Consider the following 26529-nt stretch of genomic DNA (forward strand, 5'->3'; position numbering starts at 1 on the left):
ATAAGCAGTTTCTTGGGCCAGAGGCAAATCAGCCTGAAACAGGGGAAAAGACTCTTTTGCTGGAGGAGGAATAGGTGGGATGGGGAAATGAGAAAAGCACTATCCGCCTTGCGATGGATAGTGCTTTTCTGTTTCGTATCAGATTGTTTTCAGTCGGTAATCGACTTACTCAGGGCTTATCTGAGCAGACTCAATACCTGCTGTGGGTTCTGGTTGGCAATCGAGAGAACCGAAATACCAGCCTGGTTCAGAATCTGAGCTTTGGTCATGTTTGCGGTTTCGACAGCGAAGTCGGTATCCACGATCTGACTACGGGCTTCGGAAATGTTTTCCAGAGCCACACCCAGTGATGAAACGTTGGTTTCGATCACGTTTTTCTGAACCGCACCCAGACGACCACGGAGAGTCGATACACGGTTGATCGATTCTTCGATGATGTTTACCAGGTCGGAACCGGGAACAGAAGGACCGACGTCCAGGAGGCTCTTACCACCGCCCGAACCGATTTCGAACAGCTTACCGGAAACACCACCCAGACGGGCTGTGTTAACCGCTTCGATTCCAATACCAATCTGACCAGCGGCAGAGACGTCCTGACCGATCTGGAACAGCGAACCACCTCCGGTGATGGTGAGGCTGGCCGTGTTGTCAGCCACGTTGGCAGCTGCGGTGAAGGAGAACGAAGCGTCGAGCTGCTGCGAACGGATGTTGGCAGTCAGACCGGAACCCTGGGCAACCTGCCCGTTGATCCGAGTCACGATGTCCGAACCAATGGCACGCTTCAGGGCGTTGCCGTCGGTGATGTTGTCTACTGTGTCGAAGGTACCGTTGAGTACATTCACATCGACGAATTCATCAGCACCGTAGTTGTCAGCACTGAAAGTCAGGTAAGCGTTTGTTCCGCCGGACAGGGCAGCAGCAGCTTCCACTTCGACGACACCTGAACCATCACCTTCTGCGGCAGTGGAGATCAGTGCATTAGCGTCTGCGTTACCATCGAGCAGTGATTTGATCGATGTTGCATTGGATGTGATCGTACCAGTACCGTTTGTAGCCAGACTGACTACAATCGTAATATCAGTGTTGGTATTATTGAATGTGATGTTAGCAGCGGCACTGTTGGAAGACGGGTCAACAAACTGAACGCGGATATTCTGTCCGGTATCGCCGAGAACACTGTCTGAAGTCCGGGCATCGGTGAAGGTCAGACCGGAGTTCGTAGCGTTGGCATTGTTGAAGGACAGATTGCTGGCAACCTTGTTGGTTTTCGTTGCAGTCACACCGGTAATGTCACTCACGCCGTTCACAGCGTCTCGGACGTTATCCAGTGAGCTGGAAGCACCCAGGAACAGCACCTGGCTACCGCTCTTACCACCCACTTCGATGGTGGTTGCGCTGGCCAGACCGCCGTCAACAGCACTGTAATCCAGGCTGGCCTGAGTGGCAGCGGTTACAACTGTGGCATCCAGAGTGATGGTGCTGCTGGTTCCGAATACGGCTTCGTTGACCTGGTAGTCAGACAGTTTAGCAGCATCGGTGGCAGAAGCCTGTGTACGGAAAGCTTTGCTTCCATCGATCAGCTTGTCGCCAGCGAATGAGGTGTTCGCTGAAATACGGTTGATGGCTGATAACGCTGTATCGATCTGGAGCTGATTCGCTTCGATTTCGTCCTGAGACAGAGCGCCTTTGTTCAAACCTTCCTGAACCAGACCACGAACCTGGTTCAGCAGGTTGGTGACTTCGCCCAGAGCCGAGTCAGCGGTGGCAATCACGTTGCTGGCACGGTTTGAGTTTTTGATAGATTGTTCAATCGCGGAAACCTGTGAACGCAGGGTTTCACTGGCAATCAAACCGGAGGGGTTATCTTTACCAGAGTTAATTTTCAAACCGGTGGACAGACGGGTCAATGAGGTGTCCAGCAGGTTGGTAGACTTATTCAAACTACGTAAGCCTCTCAGCGCGGCTACGTTAGTATTAATTCGTGTCATGGCAAACAGCCTTTCTCACTTGTAATGAAAGCTCCCTAGGGGTTTTCAAGGTTAGAGCTACTATATGATTCAGGTTCTCGAGCAGTGCTGAAACCGCCCGCAAACATTAGTTTTCGTTCCTGTCATATCCGAGAAATGTGGATCAATGTCATCTGTCGTGACAGGATGCCTCGAACTGATGTGGCTTATCTTTCCATAACAAAACCATTCCAGATTCAGATGATGCAATGAATGTACAGAGGGAAACTGCGCATTCACGCTCCTTAACTATCGGAATGTTACTTTGGGTAAATTAAGCGACTCTGGTGTTTTTTTGAAAATAAACCGATCTCTCCGTTTTCCCATGCAGGAAGGGATGACCTGTAACTGTTATCCGATCCTTCATCAAAAGTTCGGCTGCACCTGCCTTAACGTGAGAGAGGAAAATGGTGATCATGACAGGCGAAGCGACAGAAAGACCGAGTCAGTCGTCATGATCGTTACGTTTTACCTGACAGGACGTTGCCTCGGCGGCGAAACGGGCAGGGTCGGGCTAACCGTCATGTTTTGACAGTCTGCTCGATAACCGACTCGGCTCAGCTTGATCTGAATAGACTTTCAGAGGGGAGAGAGAGTCAGTCGTTCAGCGAGTGACAGGTGCTGCCGGCTCGTGTTGATTTCCTTCTCAAGCGGATGGCAAAGTTGTCGTTATGAAACACCAGGAGGTATCCTCTGCGCGATGCCGGAAAAGACTCAGGGCCGGGAACGACTCTGGTTGGTGTTGTCTCGATGATTCCGCATGCCGGATTGAGGGAGTGACTCGCGCGAATTGGGGGAGCGCGGATTGACTCACTTACCGGTCGCGCTGATCGCAACAATTGCCAGTAGTTCGTTGGTCATTTAATTACAGCGAGAGAGGAATCATTAATCTGTTTCCAGGCAGATTGCGTTTGCGTTAATGCGAATCACGTTCAAAGGCGAAGGTGACAACTTTTTATGCCTGCTGTCGCAGAGTTATTGATTATACGGGTTAATGCTGATTCTTCTGATGAATGCAGGTCGTAACAAATGAACTTAGTTCGCACTCTCACTGAAACAGTTCATGCAAAAAGTCTTTGCTTATTGCTCAAGATCGCTGATCGGCAATGACGATCCATTTTTCATATCTTACCAAAAGCGAATCCGCAACCGCAGGTGGTTGAATAGTCAGACAGATGATGTCGCAACGGTTGATGGAATAAATAAGAAGAATCATAGTTCACCTGCACCGGTCCATTCGCTTGCCAGGATTAAAACATCCTCAGCAGACCATAATCATAAATCGCATACCTTAGGGAGCAGCATCGCATGCCTTTGTGTCCCCAACACATCAGTCAGCAGGTTAAGGAAGCCCATTCACGATTAGGAGGATCACTTGTAAAAATTCAGAAAGCCCGTCATGACTCAGCAGTTGAATCTGAAAATCTGAAATCCATGTTCCAGTCCTGGGAACAGAAGTGGATGCATCGTCGCGAACTGATTGCCAGCCGTATCCAGACCATTGAAGCCCAATTAAAAGAACTGGCGGAATCTGAGCTGCCCATGCCCCAGTTTACCATTTTTGACGATCCCGGGGAGTAACCCCGGGGCACTGTTCCCTGTGCCTATGCACTTCTAAGCTGGTGCACGACCCTGCTGATCCGGCGGATTGCTTCCTCGATTTCCTCATTTGTATTGAGGAACGAGAGACTCAGCCTGAGAGCAGACTGATAAACCGGCTCGGGACAGCCCATTGCCAGCAGAACCGGAGCGGGATCCCGGGAACCGCTGGCACAGGCACTGCCCAGGGAACAGGAAATGCCCGCCAGGTCCAGGGAGATCAGCAGCGCCTCCCCGTCCAGTCCAGGGAACGAAATATTCAATGTGTTCGGTAACCGGTGCTCCAGCGAACCATTGATCACGACCGGCGGGCAATGCTCCTGCAGGCCCTGTTGCAGGCGATCGCGAAGGGCGGCCATCTGTTCTGATCGCTGTATGTGATCGCGGATGGCACACTCCAGTGCCCGCGCCATCCCTGCGGCCAGGGCAACAGGTTCGGTTCCCGCCCGCTTGCCCCGTTCCTGGTGACCGCCGGTGATCTGGGGGAGTAATCGGGCATTCTCTTTCACGATCAGTGCACCCACGCCTCGTGGCCCATGAAATTTGTGAGCTGCCAGACTGACTGCGGTAGCGCCGGAATCGTGGAAATGGAACGGGATTTTTCCAATCGCCTGCACGCCGTCCAGGTGCAGGGGAATCCGGTGTTTCTCGCAGAGTGCTGCCAGCGGAGCAACATCCTGAATGACACCGGTTTCATTATGAGCCAGGATCAGAGTCGCCAGTTGAATCTGCTGCCAGTCGAATTCTTCCAGAGCAGCGACATCAATCCGACCATCGGATTCCAGGGGGATGACTCTCTGCCTGATACCCCGCGGCGCCAGTCTGCGGATGGTATTGACGGTCGCCGGATGCTCTCCCGCGGAGAGTGCAATTTCACCCGCCGTCCCGGGGAGGAAACCCTGGATTGCGAGGTTGATCGATTCGGAGCCTCCGCTGGTAAAGATGACTTCCTGGGGATCAGCGCCCACCAGTGAGGCCAGCAGTTCTCGGGCATCTTCCAGGACGCGTCGCGACTGACGTCCGTCTGCATGGGCGCTTCCCGGATTGGCATAGTGAGTCCGGTATTCCGTAGCCACCAGGTCAATGACTTCATCCAGCGGTGGTGTGGTCGAGTTGTTATCCAGAAAAATCCGTTGTGCAGCGGGAATCGACATGACGGGCCTGTATTCAGGTTACCTGTAACATCAGGCAAAAATGGAGACGTACTCTCGTATTGTTTTACTTAGCGGTGTTGAGCCGTGCTGATTGTCTGATCTCAGCCTTTGGCTGCTTCCTGGGCCTGAACTTTCAGCTGATTGGGAACATGTTCGATCAGCATATCAATAATATCGTCGGTACCCAGTCCCTGGCTGTCGGCCTGGAAGGTGGTCACGATCCGGTGCCGCAGGACAGCGTGCGCCACCGATTTGATGTCTTCGGTGGAGACATGGAAGCGGCCTTCCAGAATGGCCCGGGCTTTTGCTCCCAGAATCAGGAACTGACCCGCACGCGGACCGGCCCCCCAGGACAGATATTCTTTGACGAATTTCGGAGCCGAATCTTCCCCGGGACGTGTAGCTCGTACCAGATCGCGGGCATAGACAAAGACATGCTCTGCGACAGGTACTTTCCTGACGACCTCCTGCAGAGCGAGAATCTGACGACCGGTGAGAGCCGCTTCCAACTCGGGTTTCTGATTGCCGGTGGTCTGCTTGAGAATCATCAGTTCTTCGGCAGCCGTGGGGTAATTCACCACGACATTGAACATGAAGCGGTCCAACTGTGCTTCGGGGAGGGGGTAAGTGCCTTCCTGTTCGATCGGGTTTTGTGTTGCCAGTACGAAGAAAGGTTCGGGGAGTCGGTAGGTATTGGAGCCTACGGTGACATGGCGTTCCTGCATCGCTTCGAGCAGGGCGGCCTGTGTTTTGGGAGGCGTTCGGTTGATTTCGTCAGCCAGCAAAACATTTGTAAACAGCGGGCCCTGCATGAACTGGAAGCTGCGGTGACCGGTTTCGGGATCGTCCTGCAGCACGTCGGTACCCGTGATGTCGGAGGGCATCAGGTCGGGAGTAAACTGGATGCGACGGAACGAGAGATGCAGAATTTTGGCGATGGTGCTGACGAGCAGGGTTTTGGCGAGCCCCGGTACTCCGACCAGCAGACAGTGACCGCGGCTGAAGAGTGAAATCAGGATTTCGTCGACCACTTCGGTTTGGCCGATGATTACTTTGCCGATTTCGTCGCGCATTAACAGGTAGGCGTTCGCCAGACCTCGAATGGCCTGGGTCTCCAGATCTCGTTGTGCGTCTTCGTCTTCCTGAACCATCAGATGCTCATCAGGGTTGGTCATGTCCACCACAGCCTTATCAAGAAAAATCCAAACTGCTATAAACGCTGTTTATTGTTTATACTTATCAGTAGAACCGATTGGAAGGGGCCGTTTGTCACCTCAGCCCGGTCGGGCGAGATCAGGCCTGGCAGTTCTGATCGGGTTTGATTGTTAAGTACTGCTATTATCCTCATTTAGATCGAAAAAGCGAGTAAAAACGTGTCCCAGTCTCAAGTAGCTTATCTCGTATTTGATGTCGAAGCGATCGCCGATGGGGACCTGATTTCCCGGGTCCGTTATCCGGGCGAGGGGCTCTCACCCGGGGATGCACTGGCGAAATATCAGGAAGAGCAGATTGAGGCAACGGGCAGCAACTTTATTCCGGCTACATTTATGCTGCCGATTTCCGTGGCGGTGGCCAAGCTGTCAGCCGACTATCGTCTGCAGGATTTGACGGTGCTGGATGCTCCCGAATATCGCCCACACGTGATTACGGGCAAGTTCTGGCAGGGCTGGCGGCATTATGGACAGCCGACGTTCGTCACCTTTAACGGCAGGGGCTACGACCTGCCGGTGCTGGAACTGGCCGCATATCGCTATGGAATTGCATTACCGGAATGGTTCAACGTCGACGCCCGCAGCTTCGATCAGTCACGTAATCGTTATAATACGAACGCGCACATTGATCTGATGGACACGTTTACCAACTTCGGCGCTGCCCGCATGACGGGCGGGCTGAATCTGCTGGCGAATCTGATCGGCAAGCCGGGCAAGACCGGTATCGACGGTTCCAAGGTGCAGGAGATGTACGATGCGGGTCAGGCAGATGAAATTAATGACTATTGTCGTTGTGATGTCCTGGATACCTACTTCGTATTCCTCAGATCACGGGTGTTGACCGGTCATTTGAGCCTGGAACAGGAACAGGACATCGTTACCGAGACTTACCGTTATCTGGAACGCGAGGCAGCGGAAAACGAAAGTAAAGCGTATCAGCATTATCTGGAGCACTGGGGTGACTGGGAGCCCCCCGCGGAATAACGGCTGATACGATTTTATTTCGCGTAGTGCACCTGGACGTCCGACAGCAGAAATTCAGAGATACGATCATTCCTGGTCTCACTGATGCGGATGGGCAGGGCCTGTCTGCTGCTGAATTCCAGTTCTACACTTTCCCAGTCGGGCCGGGGAGCATCCGGATGTGGCTTGAGTTTCAAGGTGACAAACCAGGGAGACGCTGCTTCGGCGGACTCTGCATCCAGCTCAATGGTGAATGATTCGATCTGAAATGATTTCTGGTCGACATCAATCAACCAGCCGGGCAGTACTTCCTGCAATGCCTGTTTTTCACTGGCCCGCGATTCTGAAGTACTGCGGTAAGTCGACAGCACCTTCCCGTCAGTTTGTCGCTGATTTCGTTTGAAGATGGTAATACCGTTACCAAGCCGTACAGAATCGATACGGGATGTTTCTGTAATCCAGCGCGTCACCAGCTTCTCGATCTGCAGGCGTTCTGTTGGATTTCGTTCGGTGTCATTATCACTGGTAAAGGCAACCCGTTTGATCGGGGACTGACCCGCTGGCACCGGTTGTGCAGCGGGGAAAACCGCTTTCGCGACGGTCTGTCTGACGAACTGCGGTTCCGGGCTGGTGTGAATCCGAGTGGTCGGAGTGACTTTCAACGCCGTCAGCTCAATCGAGGCGAACCGGTCTTTCTGGGCTGACTCTCGTGTCAGGAACGTCAGTGATTCCGGCAGCATGGAGCGGGCGTTAATCTGGATTTCAAAAGGGCGACAGAGTCGGCGCGTGAGTGCGTCCTGTGGTTGTCCCTGCAGGACAATTCTGCTCTGAGACTGACTCATCAGCTTCCAGCGGTATTCGGTTTTCAGTTTTTCGAGGGAAACCGGTTGTTGAAACTCGGAGAACAGTGCGAGTTCGTGGCCACTGAAATATGCCTGGTTCTGCTGTTTGAACTGCTCGACCGCGGACTGCGGTGTGACCGGAGACAAAAAGCGCGAAGCGGCTGACCATTGGGTGAGAATGGTGTTTACCGGAGTCTGCTCCTCGGCGGCACGAACATGCGCAGAAGAGACTACCAGCAGGATGAGGCTGTACGTAAAGAAGGGATGACGATGCATCGCTGAACTCTTAGAAAATCAGGGAAAATGAGACTGTGAGAGGGGCAGGGGACATCAGAGGTGCTGACAGAGATGAGCCGAAATGTAGCACAAAGGTGGAATTGCGGGAACGGCAATCTGCGTTCAGTCGCTGGCAAAAAAGACTCGCTGAAAGACTCGCTGCGCGCAGTGTCCCTAAGGTGTTCGGATATAGAGGCTTAGCGGGACCGTTGTGTCACGGTTTAACGGAGGCAGGTTTCTTCTGAATCTGCTGAACAAGCTTGCGGAAGTCGGGCAGATTCTGCAATTCTGCCAGATCGGGATCTTTCTGCATCCACTCGGCATCGTCAAATCCGAGTTGGGAAGAGAGAGCCAGGTAGTGGATCGCTTTTTTCTGATAAGCGGCGATCTGCTGTTGGACAGCGGGAGTTTGGGGCTGGTCTTTGAGGTTGACCAGCGCCCGACCGAACACGCAGGCAACGTTATAGTGGAACAGGGCGTTCTGCTCGAACTTTTTCAATTGACTTTCGACAAACTGAATCGCTTTGTCTTCCTGGTGATTATAGACCATGCAGATCGCCAGTCCGGTGATAGCCTGTGAATCGTGCTTATCCAGTTCGAATGCATTCTGAAAATCTTCCTGGGCTGCCTTCCAGTCCTGCTTCATCAGGTGGGAATGTCCGCGACCCGTATAGGCCTGTAGCAAAACGCCCTCAGTTTTCTCGTTCGCCTGATCAGCCTTTTTCTCCGTTAGCAGGACCCGGTTGAAGACCTGGATTGCCTGGTCCCACTGCTCGGCATTGTTGTAAGTCTGTGCCTTGATCAGGTAGAGACTCATGTTGTTGGGGTCGACATTGATCGCGGCGTCACAGGCAGCGATGGCATCGGCCAGCTGTTTCAGGTCCCGATAGATGTAGGCCTTGGTGATATGGGCATAGATCGAATTTTTGTCGACTTTCAGGACATCGTCGCAGGTTGCGATTGCCTGGTATTCCCGATTGAGTTTGCGCAACAGGCTGATTTTTTCAGAATAGGATTTCATGTGCCGGGGGTTGGCTTCGATGGCACGGTCAAACGTTTTAATGGCTTCGTCAGGACGATTCAGGGCGATCTCAAGATCGGCTTTGAAGCCGTAAATCGACATGAGTTTGGGATTCACTTTGATGCAGGCGTCGTAGGTCGCGAGTGCCTTGTCATCCTGTTTCATGCGGGAGTAGTGTGAAGCCAGAACGGTGTAACCGTAGGGATCCTGAGGCGCAATTTCGATGGCCTTCTTCAACTCTGCCAGGGCCGCCTCGAATTTGTTTTGATTGCTGTAAAGTAACCCCCGGGTGACGTAGAGACGGGCGTAGATGTTGTCGACTTCCAGGCCCTGTTCTACGACTTTCAGACCGGCGTCGTACTCTTTCATGGTGTTCAGAGTATTGGCTTTGGCCAGATAGGCTGGTACGAGCAGCGGGTCGATGCTGATCGCGGTATCGTAGTCCTCAACGGCTTCCTTATACTCTTTGCGACGATGTGCCTGTTCGCCTTTTTTGAGATAGTGATTTCCCGGGGAACGCTGATAAATGTTCTCCAGCGCAGACTGAGCAGCCCGTTTTTTGTCGGCATTGGTTCCAGCGATTCGGGCATCCATGATGGTGCGGCGGGCTTCGGGAGTGCCGATGTTGGCCAGGGCTCCGAAGATGGAACCCCAGGTCGACGACTTGGTTGTTTTGGTCAGACCCTCTGCGAGAATCTCGACCGCTTTATTGGAATCGGAACTTCGCAGGCCGGAGACGGCGCCGTTCACGATCGAATGATTGCTGTCGTCCAGTGCCTGCCTGGCGAGTTCAAAGAACTGGGGCGATTCCAGTTTCTGGAGCGTGGAGAGGATCAGCAGTTTTTCGGTCTGCAGGGCACCGGGGTAATACTTAACAAACCGGTCCTCGACGGATTCATCACCGATGGAAGCCAGCGTTTTGATGAGCAAGACCTTCAGGCCGGCGTCCAGTTTGTCTTTTTCCAGGTGTTGAAACAACAGGGGAATCGCCCGCGGATCTTTCATGCGGTCGATGAAGCTGAGCATGTCTCCTGTGGGCAGTGACTGCTGCATCTGCTGCAGGACATATTCCATGGCCAGGGCTTCACTCGCATTGTCCTTACGTTTGATTAATTCCTTGAAAGCGACATTGCGAATTTCTTCTTCGGGGGACTTAAGGGCGTCGCTGAGGACTTCGAACAGGCGGGGGTGCCCGTTCAAAACCAGTGCCCGGATGGCCGCCTCACGCAGCTCCCGGTTGTCGCTGTCCAGAAACTCGTAAATCGCGGCGCCCCACTCAGGACGGGGATTACGGGCAATGACTTCGATGATGATTTTCTGTGACGCCGGGGGATGCGATTTCAGGATCTTCAGCAGCGCCTGTTGTCCGCCTGCATAACGGGACTCAGCCAGGCTGGCGATGGCCATCTCAAACTGGGGACCGGGTGGCATCTGCGCGACTTCCACCAGTCGTTGGAATGCCCGTGGATCACCCAGAAAACGCAGGGCGTACAAAGCCGCTTCCTGGACGCGGGGGTTCTCGTGGGAAGTCAATTCGAGCACCAGGGGGAGTTCTGCATTGGTCAACTGTCGCCCGCCGCTGATCAGGGCTGCGGCTTTGATGGCTGGGGAGCCGGTGCGGATCTGCTCGGCGATTTTATCGCGGGAGAGGACTTCCAGGGCGCTGTCCAGCGCTGCATGGATGGCTGCTTCTTCCGTTGCATGTGTCACCCGGGGAGCAGTCCCGCCGAGGTAGGGGACTGTGATATTTTTAAACGCTTCGCCGGCGAGGTGCAGTTCCGTAATGACAGACGGAAACAGGGGGAAGGGAACACCCAGGACGGCGTTCGACCCCAGAGAAGCGGCGATGCGGGGCAGCCATTGGCTGATGTCGTGTTCAATTTCCACCTTATCTTTGGGGAAGTAGAGTACGAAGCGTTTCACGTTTTTCAGAGTCAGGTCATCGACGACTTTGACAAGGGCGCCGATGTTGATGCTGTTCAACTCTCCGGTGATGGTCAGTTCTGCCAGGCAGCGACTTGGGCCCAGCAGTTCGACCTGGTAATCCAGTTTGCCCTGCTCGAAGCGATTGACGTTCAACGCCAGTGGCTGCTGGTCGACGGTCGTCCGAAATTCGATCTCCGGTGTCTGGGTGCCTCCGGGCAAATCGCCCAGTACAATCCAGAGGCCACCTTCTTTACCGGGGGGGACGACGACCTCATCTTCAAATTTCAATTGTCTGAGCAACTGACGCTTTTTTCCCAGTAAGACACTTTGGCTATTGAGATTTGAGGGTAATCCAGCGAACGGATGAGGTTGGCCATCGACGAATGCTTTCACCTGCGCGCGTTGCAGTTTAACCGGCTGCGTCGTGTCGTTGACCAGGGTGAGTTGCGTCAGTAAGTATTGATACTCGTCCGGACCCCGATTGTTTCGGGAACCTTTGAGTGATTGATCCAGGGTTAAGAACAGTTTCGTTTTTTCAGAGACCAGCGGCTGATGCGCCGGTTTCTGGTTACGGGTTTTTAAGCGGTCCTCGATTTCCCCCAGTTGCTGGCGGACCCGGGCATTGGTTCGTTCCGATTCTTTCTGTGGGCTGTCCGATTGAGGAGCCCGGGCGGACTGTGCGTTGACCAGAGGCGAACAGAGCAGGAACGCAATCAGGCTGCAGACCACCGTGCGGGACAGATCGAATCGAATGGGCATACTGTGTTACTCCGCTTAATCAGACGATCACTTTGCCGGCCCGGATTTCGATCCAGGTTTTGATTTCCGACCCGGGGGGCAGCACCCGCAGTCCGGTTTCCAGCGCTTTTTCGGTAAGGTTGAGGGCGTTGGTCACACAGGTGTAAGGTTCCAGGCAGATGCAGTTCCGCTCGGGCGGTGTGAATACGACAAGCTCGGTGAACAGACTGTCGTAGTCCTGGGTGAGGACCAGACCCGCCTGCTCGTCCATAATCAGGCATTCATATTGATCGATGTCTTCCGGCAAGCCGCTGAGGATGTCGTCGGCTTTTAACTGGTCGAACCAGGCGCCCTCACGTAAATCGTGTGCGGGCTGAATCGGCTGCTTGTCTCCGGTGGGCAGGCAGTCAGACAGAATCCACTCTTCGGTAGCCGGCGACTCGATCAGGCAGTTCTTCGGATCTCCCTCTGCGGAGAGCGGCACCTTGAAGTAGGGATGAGTGCCCAGTCCCCAGGGAATGGGGGTGTCGCCCGGATTCCCGATGCGGAAGTCGGCCCGCAGGGTGGCCCCTTTGACTTCGTAGCGGACTTCAATAAAAGCATCGCCGGGCCAGCAGGGGAGGCGGTGTCTGCCATCAATGCTCAGCTGAAACTGGGCGATGGCGAAGTTTTCTTCGTGGGCAATCACTCGCCAGGGGAGGTCCAGGCAGAAACCATGAATGGCGTTTCCTGTTTTATCGTGATAGGTTGTTTCGGGGGGGAGTTCATATGCGGTTCCCTCCCACTTGAAGCGACCTCCGGCGATCCGGTTCGGGAAGGGGAACAGGATCGGAATCCCGCTGCTGCTGGGGCGTTGTTCTCCGGTCTCGAACTCGGGATGGGAGTCGATCACGTCGATGCATTGACCGTCGACCATTGCGTGGAACTGGTAACAGTTAAATCCCAGTTCGGGCAGGATGCGAGCGGTGGAGCCGGTTTCCGGATCGGTAATTATCAGGGGCGTCATGTGTCAGAGTCGTTTCGTTTCCAGGTGTTATATGTGGTGTCGACTGGGTTGGCAGTTCGTTTCAGTTCCATTCGGGATGGGCGGTTTCCTGTGGAAGAAAACGTCGTTCTTCCATCGCCCGGCCGTGCAGCGTGTCCCACAGATCGTAGGGATCAATTTCGAAAATGTCTTCCGCGGTTGCGGGGGTTGTGAGCCAGTCCATCCGGTCGAGTTCAGATTCCAGTTGCGATGGTGCCCAGCCGGCACAGCCGAAGAAAATGCGGAAATCCAGATTGGGATCCCCTTCGGAGATCCGCCAGACCACCTGCTCGAAGACCTCGGGGCTGCTGCCCATGAACAGGCCGGGAACGATGGCGTCTTTGGCTTTTTCCAGATCGCCGGCATTATGCAGGGCAAACATACCGTTCGGTTCTACAGGACCGCCCATAAAAACCAGATCTTCCAGCTTGGGCATGTCAAAGTATCTGGAGAGCGCATTAGTGATTGAGAACGAGGATGGACGGTTCACAATCAGACCGGTGGCACCCTCATTGTTATGTTCTACGATCAGCACAACGGAACGGTAAAAATTCTGATCATTCAGTTTCCGGGTGGCGATTAAAAAGTGTCCCTTTAACGATTTCAGCATAAAGCGAATGTTTCTCCTCTGGTTCAGAACTGAATTCCGGACGGTCCGGGAAAATCTCCTCGAGTGAACAGGTAGCATTATATCTGGACAAAAGCTGAAAAAACAGAGTTAGATTTGAGACCCTCCAGCGCCCTTACCGTGTCCAAGCAATAATCTGCGGGTTAGGCAGATTATGCCCCGATCTGTGGGGGAGGCCCCTCATTCGCAGAATTTTCATAAAAACAGTATTTCAACTTGAACAGATGTAGGGTAACCTGTAAGTAGAGTTTGATCTGTTAAATAATGCGCTGACTTTATGTATTCTTGATGCGGGCGGTTTTATCACGATGAATACGAAACAAAAACTCTCTCTGCTGGCCTGTCTGCTCTGTACGCTGTTTCTCTCACAGTCGCTGCAGGCAGAAGAAGAAAGCTACGAGCGCTTCACAGTGCGCACCTGGAACTTCCGGGATGGCTCGGAGGCAAAAGGGAAGCTGATCGTGGTGAAGGGCCCCCAGGCCACGCTGCGTCTGGATGGTCAGGGAACCGTGCGCGTTTCCTTCGATAAGTTGAGCGTCAAAGATCTAAACTGGCTCTATGAGTATCATAAACGCCGCAATCAGTTGAGTTTTCTGCCGGAAGAGTACCGCAAAATTCACACGGAGTCCTCACTCCCGGAAACGAAGAGCGCACCTCCTGCGAAGACAGAACCTGAGCCTGCCCCCGTGGAAAACAAGCAATCCATGGAGCCGGATAAGAAAACGGCGACAGAGCCTGAGGCAGGCGGAGAGTCGTATAAACCATTTACACTCCGCGAGTGGAGTTTCAAAGATGGCAGCAGCTTTAAAGCCAAATTTGTCTCTATCAATCCCCAGCAGATCCAGTTGATCAAAGAGTCGGGCGAACTGACGATGGTGCCTCTGGATCAGTTAACCATCAATGATATGAAGTGGCTGTTCGAATATCATCGCCGAAATAAACTGCTGGGGTTGTTACCTCCAGCAATGCAGGAGCAAGCTAAAGCACTGGCGGCACAACTGGGGCTGCCTGCGGAAATGGAATCACCGGCGGCCGCGATGACCGAACCGGGAACACCTGCAGCCGCGGATGACGATCCAAATGTGATTAAAGCGAATACGGAAATTGATCCTGAACTGGTAGCCGTGTTGTCTGATTACCGGTTCTGGTCCGACAAAAAGGGACAGAAGTCTGAAGCCCGATTTGCAGGGCTGGAAGGCCGCGAAATCCGCTTTACACCAAGTCCCGGCTCGAATGCGGGGATCGGAATTATCAGCATTCCCGTGGGAACCCTGAGTGATGAAGATCTGGAGTTACTACGCGAAGCACTGAAGATGCATGGGCGGATGTCCGAACTTCCCCTGGCCTATCGCGAACCCTTTGATTCCAGTCTCTCAGCACGCAAGCTGAAACAGATGTTGCGCGTCAATTTCCACCGCAAATGGACCGACGTTTCCGGCAATTCAGTCGCCGCTTCCTACATCAAAATGGAAAATGGCAACATCTCTCTCTTGATCACGCAAAGCAACGCAGTTCAGGAATTCCCTTACGATAAGTTTTCCGAAGAGGATCATAAATACGTTCAGGAACGCCTGCAGAAAGAAGTGGCAGGTCAGTTCTTTCCCGAAAATGCAGAGACCACGCTGACCCCGGAAGAGCAGCAAAAAGAATTTCGTGTCTGGACTGACCGTAAGAATCGGCAGCTTAAAGGGAAATTCGTGCGACTCGCCTATGGCGATTCGGTCGCTGTATTGAATACAGGAACAAAAGAAGAACTGTTCATCACGGAATTCTTCAGCGACGGCGACTTAAGCCTGATCAAACCCCGGAAGCAGCAACAGCCGGATCAACTGGCGATGAACGAAGGGGGGATACCTGGAATTCCTGGTGCCGCCATGCCCGGCGCTGCCATGCCTGGTTCCGCGATGCCAGGGCCCGGTGGAATGAATTTCCCCGGCATGCGTAACCCGGCGATGCCTGAACCTGGTTCGATGATGCCTGCAGAGCCGGCAATGGCGAATCCTGCGATGGAACCTAATCCGGCTATGGAAATGTCAGCCAACATGATGGCGGAAAATTCCGCACGGAATCCCGGATTGCCTGAGCGTCCTGTCATGCAGAATACTTTCGAATGTGAACTGTGTGGTAAAACCCATACCTCGGAAAGCCTGTTGTTTGAACAATGTCCGCACTGTGGTGTGAAGCGGGGGGACATGATCTACCAGTGCGGTCGATGTAACAGGAAGTTCAAATCAGAAGGTTCCGGACTGACGGCCCCCTGTCCCTACTGTAATCCGAATCAGGGACGCAATGAGGTGGCTGCGAACTCGAATGCCGGTGGACCAGGTGCTTCGGGTGACTCGGGGGGATCATCGGGCGGTCATGTTAGTGGTCGTTCCGCTTACCGGACCGGGCGACTGGTGGGCAAACTGTTTTTCTGGGGTCTCGCATTTCTCGGCTTTATTGGTGGTGCCTTGAAAATGCGTGGTTAACAGACAGACCTGATTACAAACAAAAACGCGGACGCCTCATAAAGAAGCGTCCGCGTTTTTTTGTGAGTCTCGGCCTGGGATCAGGGGCGTTCATTTAACACAGGCAGCTCTTTGGAAGTCTGCATCTGTTGAGCCGATTCCGGATCGACGTAGTCGCTGTGGCAGGAGGCCTTGTCCTGGTCGCCGGTCATTTCTTTCTTGACCTTGGAGGCCAGCTTGTGAATCTGGTCTGGACTGAGCACGCCCCGTTTTTCCAGAATCTCCTTTTGTTCTGCAGTCAGCGGCAGTGATTTCTTTGCTTTATCCCAGGCATAATCTTCCGATTTGCCCGACATGAACTCCTGAATTTCCTTGGAGATTCGCACGCTGCACCAGTCGTGTCCGCACATCGCACAGAAGTCGGTATCGACGTCGAGGTCTTCGTCGTGCAGAGCCCGGGCGGTGTCCGGATCGAAGCTGAGTTCGAAGTGCTTTTCCCAGTTGAGGGCAGCGCGGGCTTCGGTCAGTTCGTCGTCACGGTTGCGGGTACCGGGAATTCCCAGGGCGACGTCGGCTGCGTGGGCAGCGATCTTGTAAGCGATACAACCCTGTTTGACGTCATCTTTCTTGGGCAGACCGAGGTGCTCTTTGGGAGTCACGTAGCAGAGCATGCTGGCCCCGTGGTAACCCGCGGCGGTCGCACCGATACAGCTGGTGATATGGTCGTATCCGGGGAAGATATCAGTAACCAGGGGACCCAGTACATAGAACGGAGCTCCGTGACAGAGTTTCCGCTGGACCTTCATATTAAATTCGATCTGGTCGAAGGAAATATGACCGGGGCCTTCGATCATGACCTGCACCCCTTTTTGCCAGGCACGCTCGGTCAGCTCACCCAGGACGCAGAGTTCTGCCAGCTGAGCCCGGTCGGATCCGTCGGCCAGACCACCGGGTCGCAGACCGTCACCAATCGAGAAGCTGACATCGTATTCCCGCATGATGTCGCAGATGTCATCCCAGAGGTCGTACATTGGGTTCTGTTGTTTGTTGTGGAGCATCCACTTAGCCAGCAGCGATCCACCGCGGCTGACGATGCCGATCAGACGCTGGGCCACCAGTTCGAGGTGTTCCCGCAGGACGCCGGCATGAATGGTGAAGTAGTCCACACCCTGTTTGGCCTGGTGCTGCAGCATCTGCAGGATGCTGGCGTGATCCAGGTCTTCCAGACGCCGGGCGATGATCATGGAATAGATGGGCACCGTACCGATGGGGACGGTGCTGTTCTGAATAATGGCCTGACGGCAGCCGTCAATATCGCCACCGGTGGAGAGGTCCATCACGGTGTCGGCACCCCATTGCTGGGCCCATTTCAGTTTTTCGATTTCTTCATCGGTTCCCGAGGAAACGGGGGAAGCGCCCATGTTGGCGTTGACCTTGGTTTTGGATGCACGACCGATGGCCATGGGATCGAGCTGATAGCCCAGGTGGACCTTGTTGGCGGGAATGATCATCCGGCCGGCAGCGATTTCATCGCGGATCTGCTCTGCGGTCAGGTGCGGCTCCCGTTCAGCGACCCGTTCCATTTCCGGGGTGATGGTGCCACAGCGGGCGAATTCGAGCTGGGTGACCGGCAGAAAGTCAGCCGGAGGCGTCCAGGCATCGGCGGTTTCGTAGTTCTCTTCAAATCCCGGTTTCAGCTCCCAGCCGGCGGGCATGAAATCCCAGGCGGTTTTGTCTGACGCTTCCGGCATTCCCGGGGTATCGGGAGAGGAGAAAGTCAGGGCACCTTTGACTCCAGGGGCGATCTGGGGAGGATTAGCGAAACTTCCCGGGTTGGTCTGCTGGCCCCGCGTGGAGGGGTTTCCGCCAATGGGTGGCAGTGAGTACAGCAGGTCATAAGAAGAAGAGGAGTTGGTCATACTATTAGCATCCTTACAAAATCTGATGCGGTCATTGAGTCTGTTAGATAGTCTGTCAGATTCTGGGCGAATCCGGATCAGAAACGAGATCTGCCAGCAGTTCTACTGCCTCGAACGGGAAATCGTCTTGGTTTCTGGAGTATATAGTAGTGACCTGACGGCTTTTTTCAAACTGACTGGATGATAAGTCTGTGTGGTTTCCCATTGAAACGTGCATTGGTTATCATCTGGTCTGTTGAAAAGTAGCTCCAGACAACACATTTCTCTTTGAAAAAACAGATCAGGATCCGCACCCGGGTCCCATGAATTAAGGTTCGACATGCAGTACGACGTTTATGGTGTGGGTAATGCTCTCGTTGATATTCAGGCACGTATTTCCGATGCCACGCTGGAAAAGCTGGGTTATGCCAAAGGGATTATGACCCTCGTCGATGAAGAGGCACAGCAGAAAGTGCTGGGCGAGCTGGATGGTGCACCGCTGTCACAGTGTGCGGGTGGTTCTGCAGCGAATACGATTCTGGGAATCGCCGACTTCGGTGGAAAAGCGGCCTATGCGGGTAAAGTAGGCAGCGACATGCTGGGCGAATTCGACCTGGCAGACATGCGGAAGCTCGGGGTGACGATCGAAGTTCCTCCCGCCGCCGAAGGACAGACCGGAACCTGCGTGGTGCTGATTACTGACGACGCACAGCGGACGATGCTGACCAACCTGGGGGTCTCTGCGACACTCAGTGTGGAAGACATCAACGAAGAACACATCAAGCAGTCAAAATATGTGTATGTCGAGGGTTACCTGTTCACGGGAGAGACCCAGAAGAAAGCCGCCTATCGCGCGATCGAACTGGCCAAGAAGCATAACGTGAAGGTGGCATTCACCGTCTCCGACCCGTTCCTGATTAACCTGTTCCGGGACGAGTTCCAGCAGCTGATTGAAGGTCCCGTCGACCTGCTGTTCTGCAATCTGGAAGAAGCCCGCAGCCTGACCGGCGAACATGACGCCGTCGACTGTGCTCACGTGATTCATCACCACGTTCCGAACCTGGCACTGACGCTGGGCGGCGACGGTTCAATTCTGATGCACGAAGGCAAAGTGATTCCCATCGAAGGAGTCGAGACAGACGCCATCGATACTACTGGTGCCGGTGACATGTACGCTGCCGGCATTCTGTATGGCATTACCAACGGTCTGACCTGGCATCAGGCCGGGCACCTGGCCTCCCATGCAGCCGCCCGCATTGTCTCGCAGCTGGGCGCGCGACTGAAGAATCCTTTCACCGAGGATGAAATCAAGGAACTGCTCAGTTGATATGAAGCAAAACCATTACCCCCTCTTCGTACGACGCGATCTGGACGGTTTTTTCGCGCTGATGATCGACAACCTCGTGCAGCTGCTGCTGATTGTGGCACTGTGTGGATTGTGTGGGATCAGTGCCGACTCGGAAATTTTGCTGCAATACATTCTGCCCGGTGCTGCCCTGAGTATCCTGGTGGGAAATATTTTTTACGCCTGGCAGGCACATCAGCTGGCGAAAAAAGAGAATCGCACCGATGTGTGTGCACTGCCTTATGGGATTAACACGCCGTCGCTGCTGGTCTATATCTTCTTCGTGATGGTGCCCGTCTATCAGCGGACCAACAGCGCGGAAGCAGCCTGGCAGATGGGGTTACTGGCCTGCTTCGGGAGTGGCGTGATTGAATTCCTGGGGGCTTTCGTGGCGGACCGGGTTCGCAAGGTGACACCCCGGGCGGCCCTGCTGTCGACCCTCGCGGGAATCGCGATCGGGTTTATCTCGATGACCTTTATGCTGAAGATCTATCAGCGGCCCATGATCGCGATGCTGCCGGCTGCGGTCGTGCTGCTGACGCTCTTTTCCAAGACGAAGCTTCCGTTTCACATGCCGGGCGGATTGCTGGCGATCATCGTGGGAACCATTTGCGCCTGGGTTCTGCCGGAAGTGATCCCGCAGTTGATGGAAGGCGCGCCGATGAGTGTCGAGGCGATTAAAACCTCCTGGGATCAATGGGGCTGGTATCCTCCTCACTTTGCAGGTGGCGCCCTCTGGGAACTGCTCAAACAGCCGAGTGAGTGGGTGGGGTACATGTCGGTGATTTTTCCGATGGGCCTGTTCAATGTCATCGGCAGTATGCAGAACATCGAATCTGCAGAAGCGGCCGGCGACAGCTATCCTGCGAAGCCTTCGATGCTGGCCAACGGTGCCGGGACGATTGTGGCTTCGCTGCTGGGCAGCTGTTTTCCGACGACGATTTATATCGGTCACCCCGGCTGGAAAGAGATGGGATCGCGGGCCGGCTATTCGACGCTGAACGGAATCTTTTTCATGTTGATCTGTCTGACAGGGACGACCGGTGTGATCAGCAACATCATTCCGCTGGAAGCCGGGATCGCGATTGTGCTCTGGATCGGAATGGTCATCACGGCCCAGGCGTTTAATGCGTCTCCGTCGCGGCACGCTCCCGCCGTGGCGCTGGGGTTATTTCCGGCGATCGCAGCCTGGGGCATGACGGTGATGCAGGGAACACTGCTTGTGGGCGGAGGAAAAAATCTGCAGGAGATTTTGACTGCGAATCCATTTACCGAGGTGAATGGATTTCTGATGAACGGCATGGTGGTGATGGAGCGGGGTTTCATCTTCACCTGTATGATTCTGGCGGCCATCTGTGCCTGCCTGATTGATGGCAAATATCGATCGGCGGCGATCTGGTCTGTCATCGCGGCGATCTTCGCGTTTCTCGGTTTAACGAGCGCTTACGAAGTTGTGGGGAACGACATCCACTTCCGCCTGGCGTTTACCGAAGGGACTAAAGAGGCACTCACTTTCAGTGCCACGGGCATTGGTGTGGGCTACCTGTTGTTCGCGGCGACCTTCCTGATTCTGGGTGGGATTCGCGACGCAGAGCCACCCGTCGAAACGGAAGAAGAACCCAATCCCCGGATAGAACCGGGGCACTGACGGGCGCGCGGAAGTTCGCTCATTCTGTGGTTGTTCCGCGGCCTGTTGTTGGTTGGATTAAGGCTGTGTCGGTGCTTCGTAGATGCGCACGTTGCGGAACTGGCTTTCGGCCCGGGCGATCACATCTTCATCGGCGATGAAGTGCAGGTAACGGTATTTCCCGGTCAGATAGCGGCCTACGCGAATCCGGAACCGTTTCCAGCCCGTTCCCGAATAGGTATTGAACTGCTGGCCGATGTGTGACCAGGCTTCGTAGCCGTAGATCTGGAACGTGTGGTTTTCCCGGTTGTATTCCCGGTCGGTATCGAAGCCGAACCCGTGAATCTGTCCCTGATGAGAGGAACGGAAATCGAACTCGATGACCGTGTTGGGAGTGATTTCCCGGTTTACTTCCACACTCTTCCAGGCGTTGCCCCACAGGCGAATGCCTTTGCCGTTTTCAATCAGCTGATAGTCGGTGGGCAGCTCGTACTGGCCATCCTGAAAACTGTAAGGCTCAATCTTCGTGGAAGCGAAGTCAATCGCCGGGATATCACCGGGAGGATCAGCGACAGAGAACTGGCTGCGGGCCGGAAAGGTTTCCTGGTCTGCGACCAGCCGATTCTGTTCCCGTCCCTGGCTGTTGAACACAATGGCCTGACCGGCTTCGACGAGGATCGGCTGATCGGGCACCTGTTCCTGGTCGATGTCTTCATCGGGGCGGGAGAGTGAGCGGGTCACCTGCACGCTTCCGTCGAAGACGTGCAGTTCGGATTCGTTATCCGGATTGACGGCCAGACCGAAGTTGGCGGCCTGCGAGAGGATTGTCAGGTTGGCCGTGGTGAGAGTGAAATCATGATTGCGTGATGTCCCGACGACAGCCAGTCGACCCGATTTCAGATAAGCGCGGCTGTCTGAATTGAGGCCCAGTTCAGCGGGACCTTCCAGTGCAATCGTGGTGCCTCCCAGAAAGTCAATCAGGGCACGGCCCGATTTCAGCTTGAGCCAGCCGGGGACGAGGGGCTTACTGACATCCTGGGTCCACTCGGTCCGTTCCCAGACAGCGTCGTGTTCCTCAATGATCATGGCAGCGGGAACACCATCGCTGGAATCGATTCGCGCGATGGCCTGCGCGGGCTGGCTCTCCATGAGCAGCAGCATGGCCAGACAGACGCAGACGGCCAGGGTGGCAGCGAGTGCATACCGGGTGAAGGCCAGCTGTTTGCGGGTCGAAGCGACTTTGAGATCCTGTGCAGGCTCGGTCTGGGTGATGATTTCGGGAGTACAGAATTCCTCGGGAAGTGGTTCGGTCTGTCCCTGTTCCCACTGCAGCATGGAATCGAGATTCATCATCTCCAGGTAGAGTTCGCGTGACGCCTCATCGGACTCGAGTCGTTTTAGAAACTCCTGACTTTCTTCCTCGGTGAGCAGACCGTCGAGGAAGGCAGAAATGATTTCTTCGGGGTCTTTCCGATCCCCGTCAGGATGTTGTGAATTTTGATTCATGACAGACTATTCTCCCTGCTCGCTGGCAAGTGATTTCTGAACGCACTCATGTAAAAGTTGTCGAATCCGGTACAGCATCTGAGAAACAGCGCCCACGGAGCGGCCCTGTTCCTCGGCGATGGCCTGGACTGACCCGCCTGCAGCATAGCGCTGCTGAATCAGGCGGCGACTTTGTTCCGGCAGCTTGGCCAGACATCGGGACAGTACCCGCTGCATGTCTTTGGAACCTGCCAGTTTTTCTTCATTCTGTTTGGCCAGCATGGATACCAGCTCTACGTTAAACACCATCGAATCCCGTTTGTTATCGCGATAATAAGCCAGAACCTGAAAGTAAGCTACTTTGCAGGCCCAGGCGACGAAGTTGGAACCCGGTTCGAATTCTTCACTGCGCCGCCAGAGCACCAGGTTGGTTTCCTGCAGGACATCCTGGACCGCTTGAGTGTCGGGCAGCAGCGAACGGATATAGGCGTATAGTTTGCTCTGATGCGCTGTCAGCAGTTGAACAAAATTTTCCGTCTCTTCCGGCTTCAAGTCGGGCGCTTTCAGGATCAATGCTATCGGTAACGTCATGATTCTTAGAGTTTCTGCATTAATATACCAGATTACAGAGAATCTCACCAAAAGAGGGGCATTGCCTCAAAAATTTCATAAATTGAAGCATATATGTATTATTCCGCATAAGATCGACGGGGCGACCGGTATATTAGACCAGATCACGTTTTAAAACGCTGTGACTTCTCACCTTGAGAACTGATAATCAGGAATTGCCCGCAATGAACTACCTGGCATACGTTAAGCGCTCTCTGTGCCTGTTGAGTCTCACGCTCGCTCTGCCCCTGGCGGCGAATCTGTCTTTTGCTGACAAGCAGAACGGTGGTACGTCTACCCCCAGCAGCTATCGGGAGCTGATTCTCGCGGATCAGCCGGCGCTCTACTGGGATTTCACAAAGCCTGCATCGGAAGGCGGTTATGTCAGTGTGACCGCTGACGACAAACAGTCAAAACCGTTATCGGCACTGGTTCGCGGGCAGGCCCCACAGGCTGCAGCCGGTCCCCGTCCTTCCGAGTTTCCATTGTTTGACAAACAGAACCAGTCTGCCCGATTCAAGGCGGGCGATGGTTTTCTGCGGGTCGTCGATCCGGGCGAAGAGAGTCCACTGGACTTTGCAGCCGGGGATGAGATGACGATCGAGGCCTGGGTGAATCCTGCGTCGATCAAAGCGGGCCGCTTTCTCTACATCATTGGTAAAGGGCGAACGAACCGCAAAGGGGTTGCTGCGGACAATCAGAACTATAGTCTGCGTCTAACGGGTTCGGAAATCAGTTTTCTGTTTTGCACTCAACCTGAAAAGCAGGGAGAGAAACCGACTTATCACCGTTGGACTTCCACCGGCGCAGGCCTCAGTGCTCTGAGCTGGCATCATATCGCGCTGACCTACCAGTTCAGCAAAAAACAGAGTCTGCAGGCTTACATCAATGGTCAGCCCGTGAAAGGGAAGTGGGATGTGGGCGGCGATACCAGTCGGCCCCCCGTGGTTGATAACGACGAAGTCTGGATCGGCTCTTCCATGGGCGGCTCTGTTTACAGTTCGTTTGATGGTCTGCTGGATGAACTGGCCGTCTATCGTAAAGTGCTTTCAGCCAAACAGATTGCAGCACACTTCAAATACGTCGCGCCGGAAGTAAAGATCGACTGGACCGCGGTTCCCAGTGATCGCGTGCAGGTCGAGATTCACGAAGGCATCCCCAATAAGAAGTCCTGGCAGTTTCGTCCGCCCCGGCTCGCGGAAACTTTCACGGTGCCTCACTTCGCATTGATTGAGATTCCCAACCGCTATTCGGAAAAGGGCGTGAAAGTCGATCGTCCCGATCCCTTCCTGGTTCGCGCGATGTCCAACCTGGTGATTCCCGCGGGGAAGAAGCGGATCCTGGTGCGGGCCCGCAATGGATCGCGATTGTATATTGACGAGATGCTGGTCGCAGAAACGGGCTTTCATAAGATTACCAATAGTGGCCACGACAAAGTTTATGATGTCGACCTGAGCCTGGCCCCGAACATTCGGCCGCTGCACCGGGGCGATCAGGAGAAGGTGATTGAATTCACAGGAGACGGTAAGCCACACCGCGTGCGGTTTGAAATGATTGTCGGCGGTTCGCGTCATCGGCCCGACTTTGGTGAGACGGCGGTCTTCATCGGCGATCCTGGAAAAGACTTCCAACTGCTGACTCCTTCCGATCAGGTGGTGATGTTGACCGATGCAGACTGGACTGCGTTCGAACAACAGTATCGGTATGACCTTATCGCCGTGAATGCAGAGCGTCGCCGAAGCGTTTCAAACAAAGAGGACCAGTACTGGAACTGGCGACACAAGCTGGCGAAAGAGGAAGTACTCAAACAGCCTCAGGTCAAAGTCCCAGCGGCAGCGAAGGGTCTGCGGGCCAACAATGCCATCGACTACTTCATAAACCAGCGACTGTCGAAAGAAAATGCAAAACAGTCTGCACCGCTGAGCGATCTGGCTTTTCTGAGACGACTGTCACTGGATACGACGGGGACTGTTCCCTCACCTGCACTGGTGCAAGAGTACCTGGCTCAGAAGCCGGAGAATCGTCGTAGTTTCGCGATCGAGCGGCTGCTCCACGATCCCGCCTGGGCAGACAGCTGGGTTGGATACTGGCAGGATGTGCTGGCAGAAAACCCGAACATTGTTAACCCGACATTGAACAACACCGGACCATTTCGCTGGTGGATTCATGAATCCTTCTATGACAATAAACCATTCGACCGTTTCCTGACCGAACTGGTGATGATGGAAGGCAGCAAATACTTTGGTGGTCCTGCGGGGTTTGAGATGGCATCGCAGAACGATGCCCCCATGGCGGCTAAGGCGCATATTATCGGCCAGGCCTTCCTCGGCTTGAACATGAAGTGTGCCCGCTGTCACGATGCCCCGTTCCACGACTTCAAACAACGGGATCTATTCAGCCTGGCAGCGATGCTCAAGCGGTCTCCACAGGGTGTGCCTAAGACCAGCTCGATTCCTGGCTTCGATCCCAAGTCGAACTCGATGCTCGTTTCAGTGACTCTGTTACCAGGCGAGAACGTAACTCCGGAATGGACGTTTGAAGAACTGGTCAAGCCGGGCAAGTTCCCGGAGGACTATCTGAGATCCGAGAAAGATACCCGCGAGAAACTGGCGGCGATTATTACGTCTCCTCAGAACGAGCGGTTTGCCAACGTGCTTGTCAACCGGGTCTGGAATCGCTACCTGGGCCATGGTCTGGTAGAGCCGGTCGATGACTGGGATGGCCAGGAGCCGTCGCATCCTGAGCTGTTGAAGTACCTGTCACAACAGTTCGTGTTACACGGTTATGACATGAAGCAGCTGGCCCGGATGATTTTCGAATCGGACCTCTATCAGCGACAGGCTTCGACAGATCGCGCCACGGTTCAGGCACTCTTGGATACAACTTACAATTTCTCATCGCCGGTATTGCGGCGGATGGAAGCAGAACAGATTGTGGATTCGTTGTTCGCGATTTGTGGTAAGCCTCTGGACGCCGGTCCGATGTGTATCGACATCGACGGGGCGCGTCACTATCACAACTCGCTTGACCTGGGCATCCCGCGACGGGCCTGGCAGTTTACGTCTCCCTCGAATGAGCGCGACCGGCCCAGCCTGGCACTCCCCTTCGGTCAGCCTTTCATCACGCTGATGAAAACATTTGGCTGGCGGGACACGCGTCAGCATCCGGTTACCGTCCGCGAATATGCTTCGACGGCGCTGCAACCGGCCATCCTGGCGAATGGTTTGCTGGGGCAGCGGTTCACGCGTCTGTCGGATGACAGTGACTTTACGGAACTGGCGCTGCAGGAGCAGTCGCTGGAAGCTTTGATTCAGAAAACATTCATGAAAACTCTCACGCGAGAACCGACGACGGAAGAGCTCGCGCTCTTCACGGATCTGCTACAGTCCGGATATGCAGAGCGGATGAACCCGGGGGCTGAGATCGTCAACCGTGAGCGTCTGCCGCGCAATCTGGTGAGCTGGTCGAATCACGTCAGCCCGCGGGCCAATGAAGTCAAGGTCGAGCTGGAGGTTGCCGTCAAGAAAGGTGATCCGCCGACACAGCGACTGAAGGACGACTGGCGGAACCGTTACGAGGATCTGCTCTGGTCACTGCTGAATTCGCCTGAGTTTCTGTTTCTGCCCTGACAGGAATGTGTACACGTGATCTTGCAGGCGAGATATCCCTGTTATTCAGGGGTTTCCCTCAAAAATTTCATAAATTGGACAATCAATATATAATTAAG

The 26529-nt window shown here is 54.4% G+C and carries 16 protein-coding genes; 6 read left to right on the top strand and 10 right to left on the bottom strand.

Features of this window, described 5'->3' with window-relative positions; translation table 11 throughout:
• Positions 1 to 176 precede the first annotated feature (176 nt).
• Positions 177 to 1988 carry a flagellin gene (locus tag HG66A1_RS01395; RefSeq protein WP_145180145.1) on the bottom strand — a complete coding sequence of 604 codons (1812 nt, stop codon included), beginning with the start codon at positions 1986 to 1988 and terminating at the stop codon, positions 177 to 179.
• Between the two features lie 1326 nt (positions 1989 to 3314).
• On the opposite strand from HG66A1_RS01395, the gene HG66A1_RS01400 reads away from it, so the two are divergent.
• Positions 3315 to 3587, top strand: coding sequence for a hypothetical protein (locus HG66A1_RS01400; RefSeq protein WP_145035816.1), 273 nt, complete (start codon positions 3315 to 3317; stop codon positions 3585 to 3587).
• 23 nt (positions 3588 to 3610) lie between these two features.
• Here the strand turns inward: HG66A1_RS01400 and HG66A1_RS01405 are convergent, their stop codons facing one another.
• Both HG66A1_RS01405 and HG66A1_RS01410 read right to left on the bottom strand, forming a co-directional pair.
• Positions 3611 to 4759: a cysteine desulfurase family protein gene (locus tag HG66A1_RS01405; RefSeq protein WP_145180147.1), complete on the bottom strand. Its 1149-nt coding sequence runs from the start codon at positions 4757 to 4759 to the stop codon at positions 3611 to 3613.
• A gap of 101 nt (positions 4760 to 4860) precedes the next feature.
• Complete coding sequence (locus HG66A1_RS01410) at positions 4861 to 5934, bottom strand: AAA family ATPase (RefSeq protein WP_145035820.1); 1074 nt, start codon at positions 5932 to 5934, stop codon at positions 4861 to 4863.
• Positions 5935 to 6132: 198 nt separating this feature from the next.
• On the opposite strand from HG66A1_RS01410, the gene HG66A1_RS01415 reads away from it, so the two are divergent.
• Complete coding sequence (locus HG66A1_RS01415) at positions 6133 to 6954, top strand: 3'-5' exonuclease (RefSeq protein WP_145180149.1); 822 nt, start codon at positions 6133 to 6135, stop codon at positions 6952 to 6954.
• 14 nt (positions 6955 to 6968) lie between these two features.
• On the opposite strand, the gene HG66A1_RS01420 is transcribed toward HG66A1_RS01415, so the two are convergent.
• The 4 genes from HG66A1_RS01420 to HG66A1_RS01435 form a co-directional block, all read right to left on the bottom strand.
• Positions 6969 to 8051 carry a hypothetical protein gene (locus HG66A1_RS01420; protein WP_145180151.1) on the bottom strand — a complete coding sequence of 361 codons (1083 nt, stop codon included), beginning with the start codon at positions 8049 to 8051 and terminating at the stop codon, positions 6969 to 6971.
• Between the two features lie 214 nt (positions 8052 to 8265).
• Positions 8266 to 11757, bottom strand: coding sequence for a HEAT repeat domain-containing protein (locus tag HG66A1_RS01425; RefSeq protein ID WP_145180153.1), 3492 nt, complete (start codon positions 11755 to 11757; stop codon positions 8266 to 8268).
• Positions 11758 to 11776: 19 nt separating this feature from the next.
• Positions 11777 to 12742, bottom strand: coding sequence for an aldose 1-epimerase (locus HG66A1_RS01430; protein WP_145180156.1), 966 nt, complete (start codon positions 12740 to 12742; stop codon positions 11777 to 11779).
• A gap of 61 nt (positions 12743 to 12803) precedes the next feature.
• Entirely contained in the window at positions 12804 to 13370 is a 567-nt protein-coding gene (locus HG66A1_RS01435) for a YqgE/AlgH family protein (protein ID WP_145438402.1), read from the bottom strand.
• 326 nt (positions 13371 to 13696) lie between these two features.
• Here HG66A1_RS01435 and HG66A1_RS01440 point away from each other — a divergent pair, with 326 nt between their 5' ends.
• On the top strand, positions 13697 to 15859 hold the full coding sequence (locus tag HG66A1_RS01440) for an SHD1 domain-containing protein (RefSeq protein WP_145180160.1): 2163 nt from the start codon (positions 13697 to 13699) through the stop codon (positions 15857 to 15859).
• A gap of 80 nt (positions 15860 to 15939) precedes the next feature.
• On the opposite strand, the gene thiC is transcribed toward HG66A1_RS01440, so the two are convergent.
• Positions 15940 to 17757 carry a phosphomethylpyrimidine synthase ThiC gene (thiC, locus tag HG66A1_RS01445; RefSeq protein ID WP_232102105.1) on the bottom strand — a complete coding sequence of 606 codons (1818 nt, stop codon included), beginning with the start codon at positions 17755 to 17757 and terminating at the stop codon, positions 15940 to 15942.
• Positions 17758 to 18076: 319 nt separating this feature from the next.
• Between thiC and HG66A1_RS01450 the strand changes: the two genes are divergently transcribed.
• Together HG66A1_RS01450 and HG66A1_RS01455 are read left to right on the top strand one after the other, a co-directional pair.
• Positions 18077 to 19063, top strand: a complete 987-nt coding sequence (locus tag HG66A1_RS01450) for an adenosine kinase (protein ID WP_145180162.1) — start codon at positions 18077 to 18079, stop codon at positions 19061 to 19063.
• A gap of 1 nt (position 19064) precedes the next feature.
• Entirely contained in the window at positions 19065 to 20729 is a 1665-nt protein-coding gene (locus HG66A1_RS01455) for an NCS2 family permease (protein ID WP_145180164.1), read from the top strand.
• Between the two features lie 57 nt (positions 20730 to 20786).
• On the opposite strand, the gene HG66A1_RS01460 is transcribed toward HG66A1_RS01455, so the two are convergent.
• Complete coding sequence (locus HG66A1_RS01460) at positions 20787 to 22214, bottom strand: hypothetical protein (protein WP_145180166.1); 1428 nt, start codon at positions 22212 to 22214, stop codon at positions 20787 to 20789.
• Positions 22215 to 22220: 6 nt separating this feature from the next.
• Positions 22221 to 22784: a sigma-70 family RNA polymerase sigma factor gene (locus tag HG66A1_RS01465; RefSeq protein ID WP_145180168.1), complete on the bottom strand. Its 564-nt coding sequence runs from the start codon at positions 22782 to 22784 to the stop codon at positions 22221 to 22223.
• Positions 22785 to 22987: 203 nt separating this feature from the next.
• On the opposite strand from HG66A1_RS01465, the gene HG66A1_RS01470 reads away from it, so the two are divergent.
• Positions 22988 to 26431, top strand: coding sequence for a DUF1553 domain-containing protein (locus HG66A1_RS01470; protein ID WP_145180170.1), 3444 nt, complete (start codon positions 22988 to 22990; stop codon positions 26429 to 26431).
• Positions 26432 to 26529: the final 98 nt, after the last annotated feature.

Source organism: Gimesia chilikensis (assembly GCF_007744075.1).
Lineage (GTDB): Bacteria > Planctomycetota > Planctomycetia > Planctomycetales > Planctomycetaceae > Gimesia > Gimesia chilikensis_A.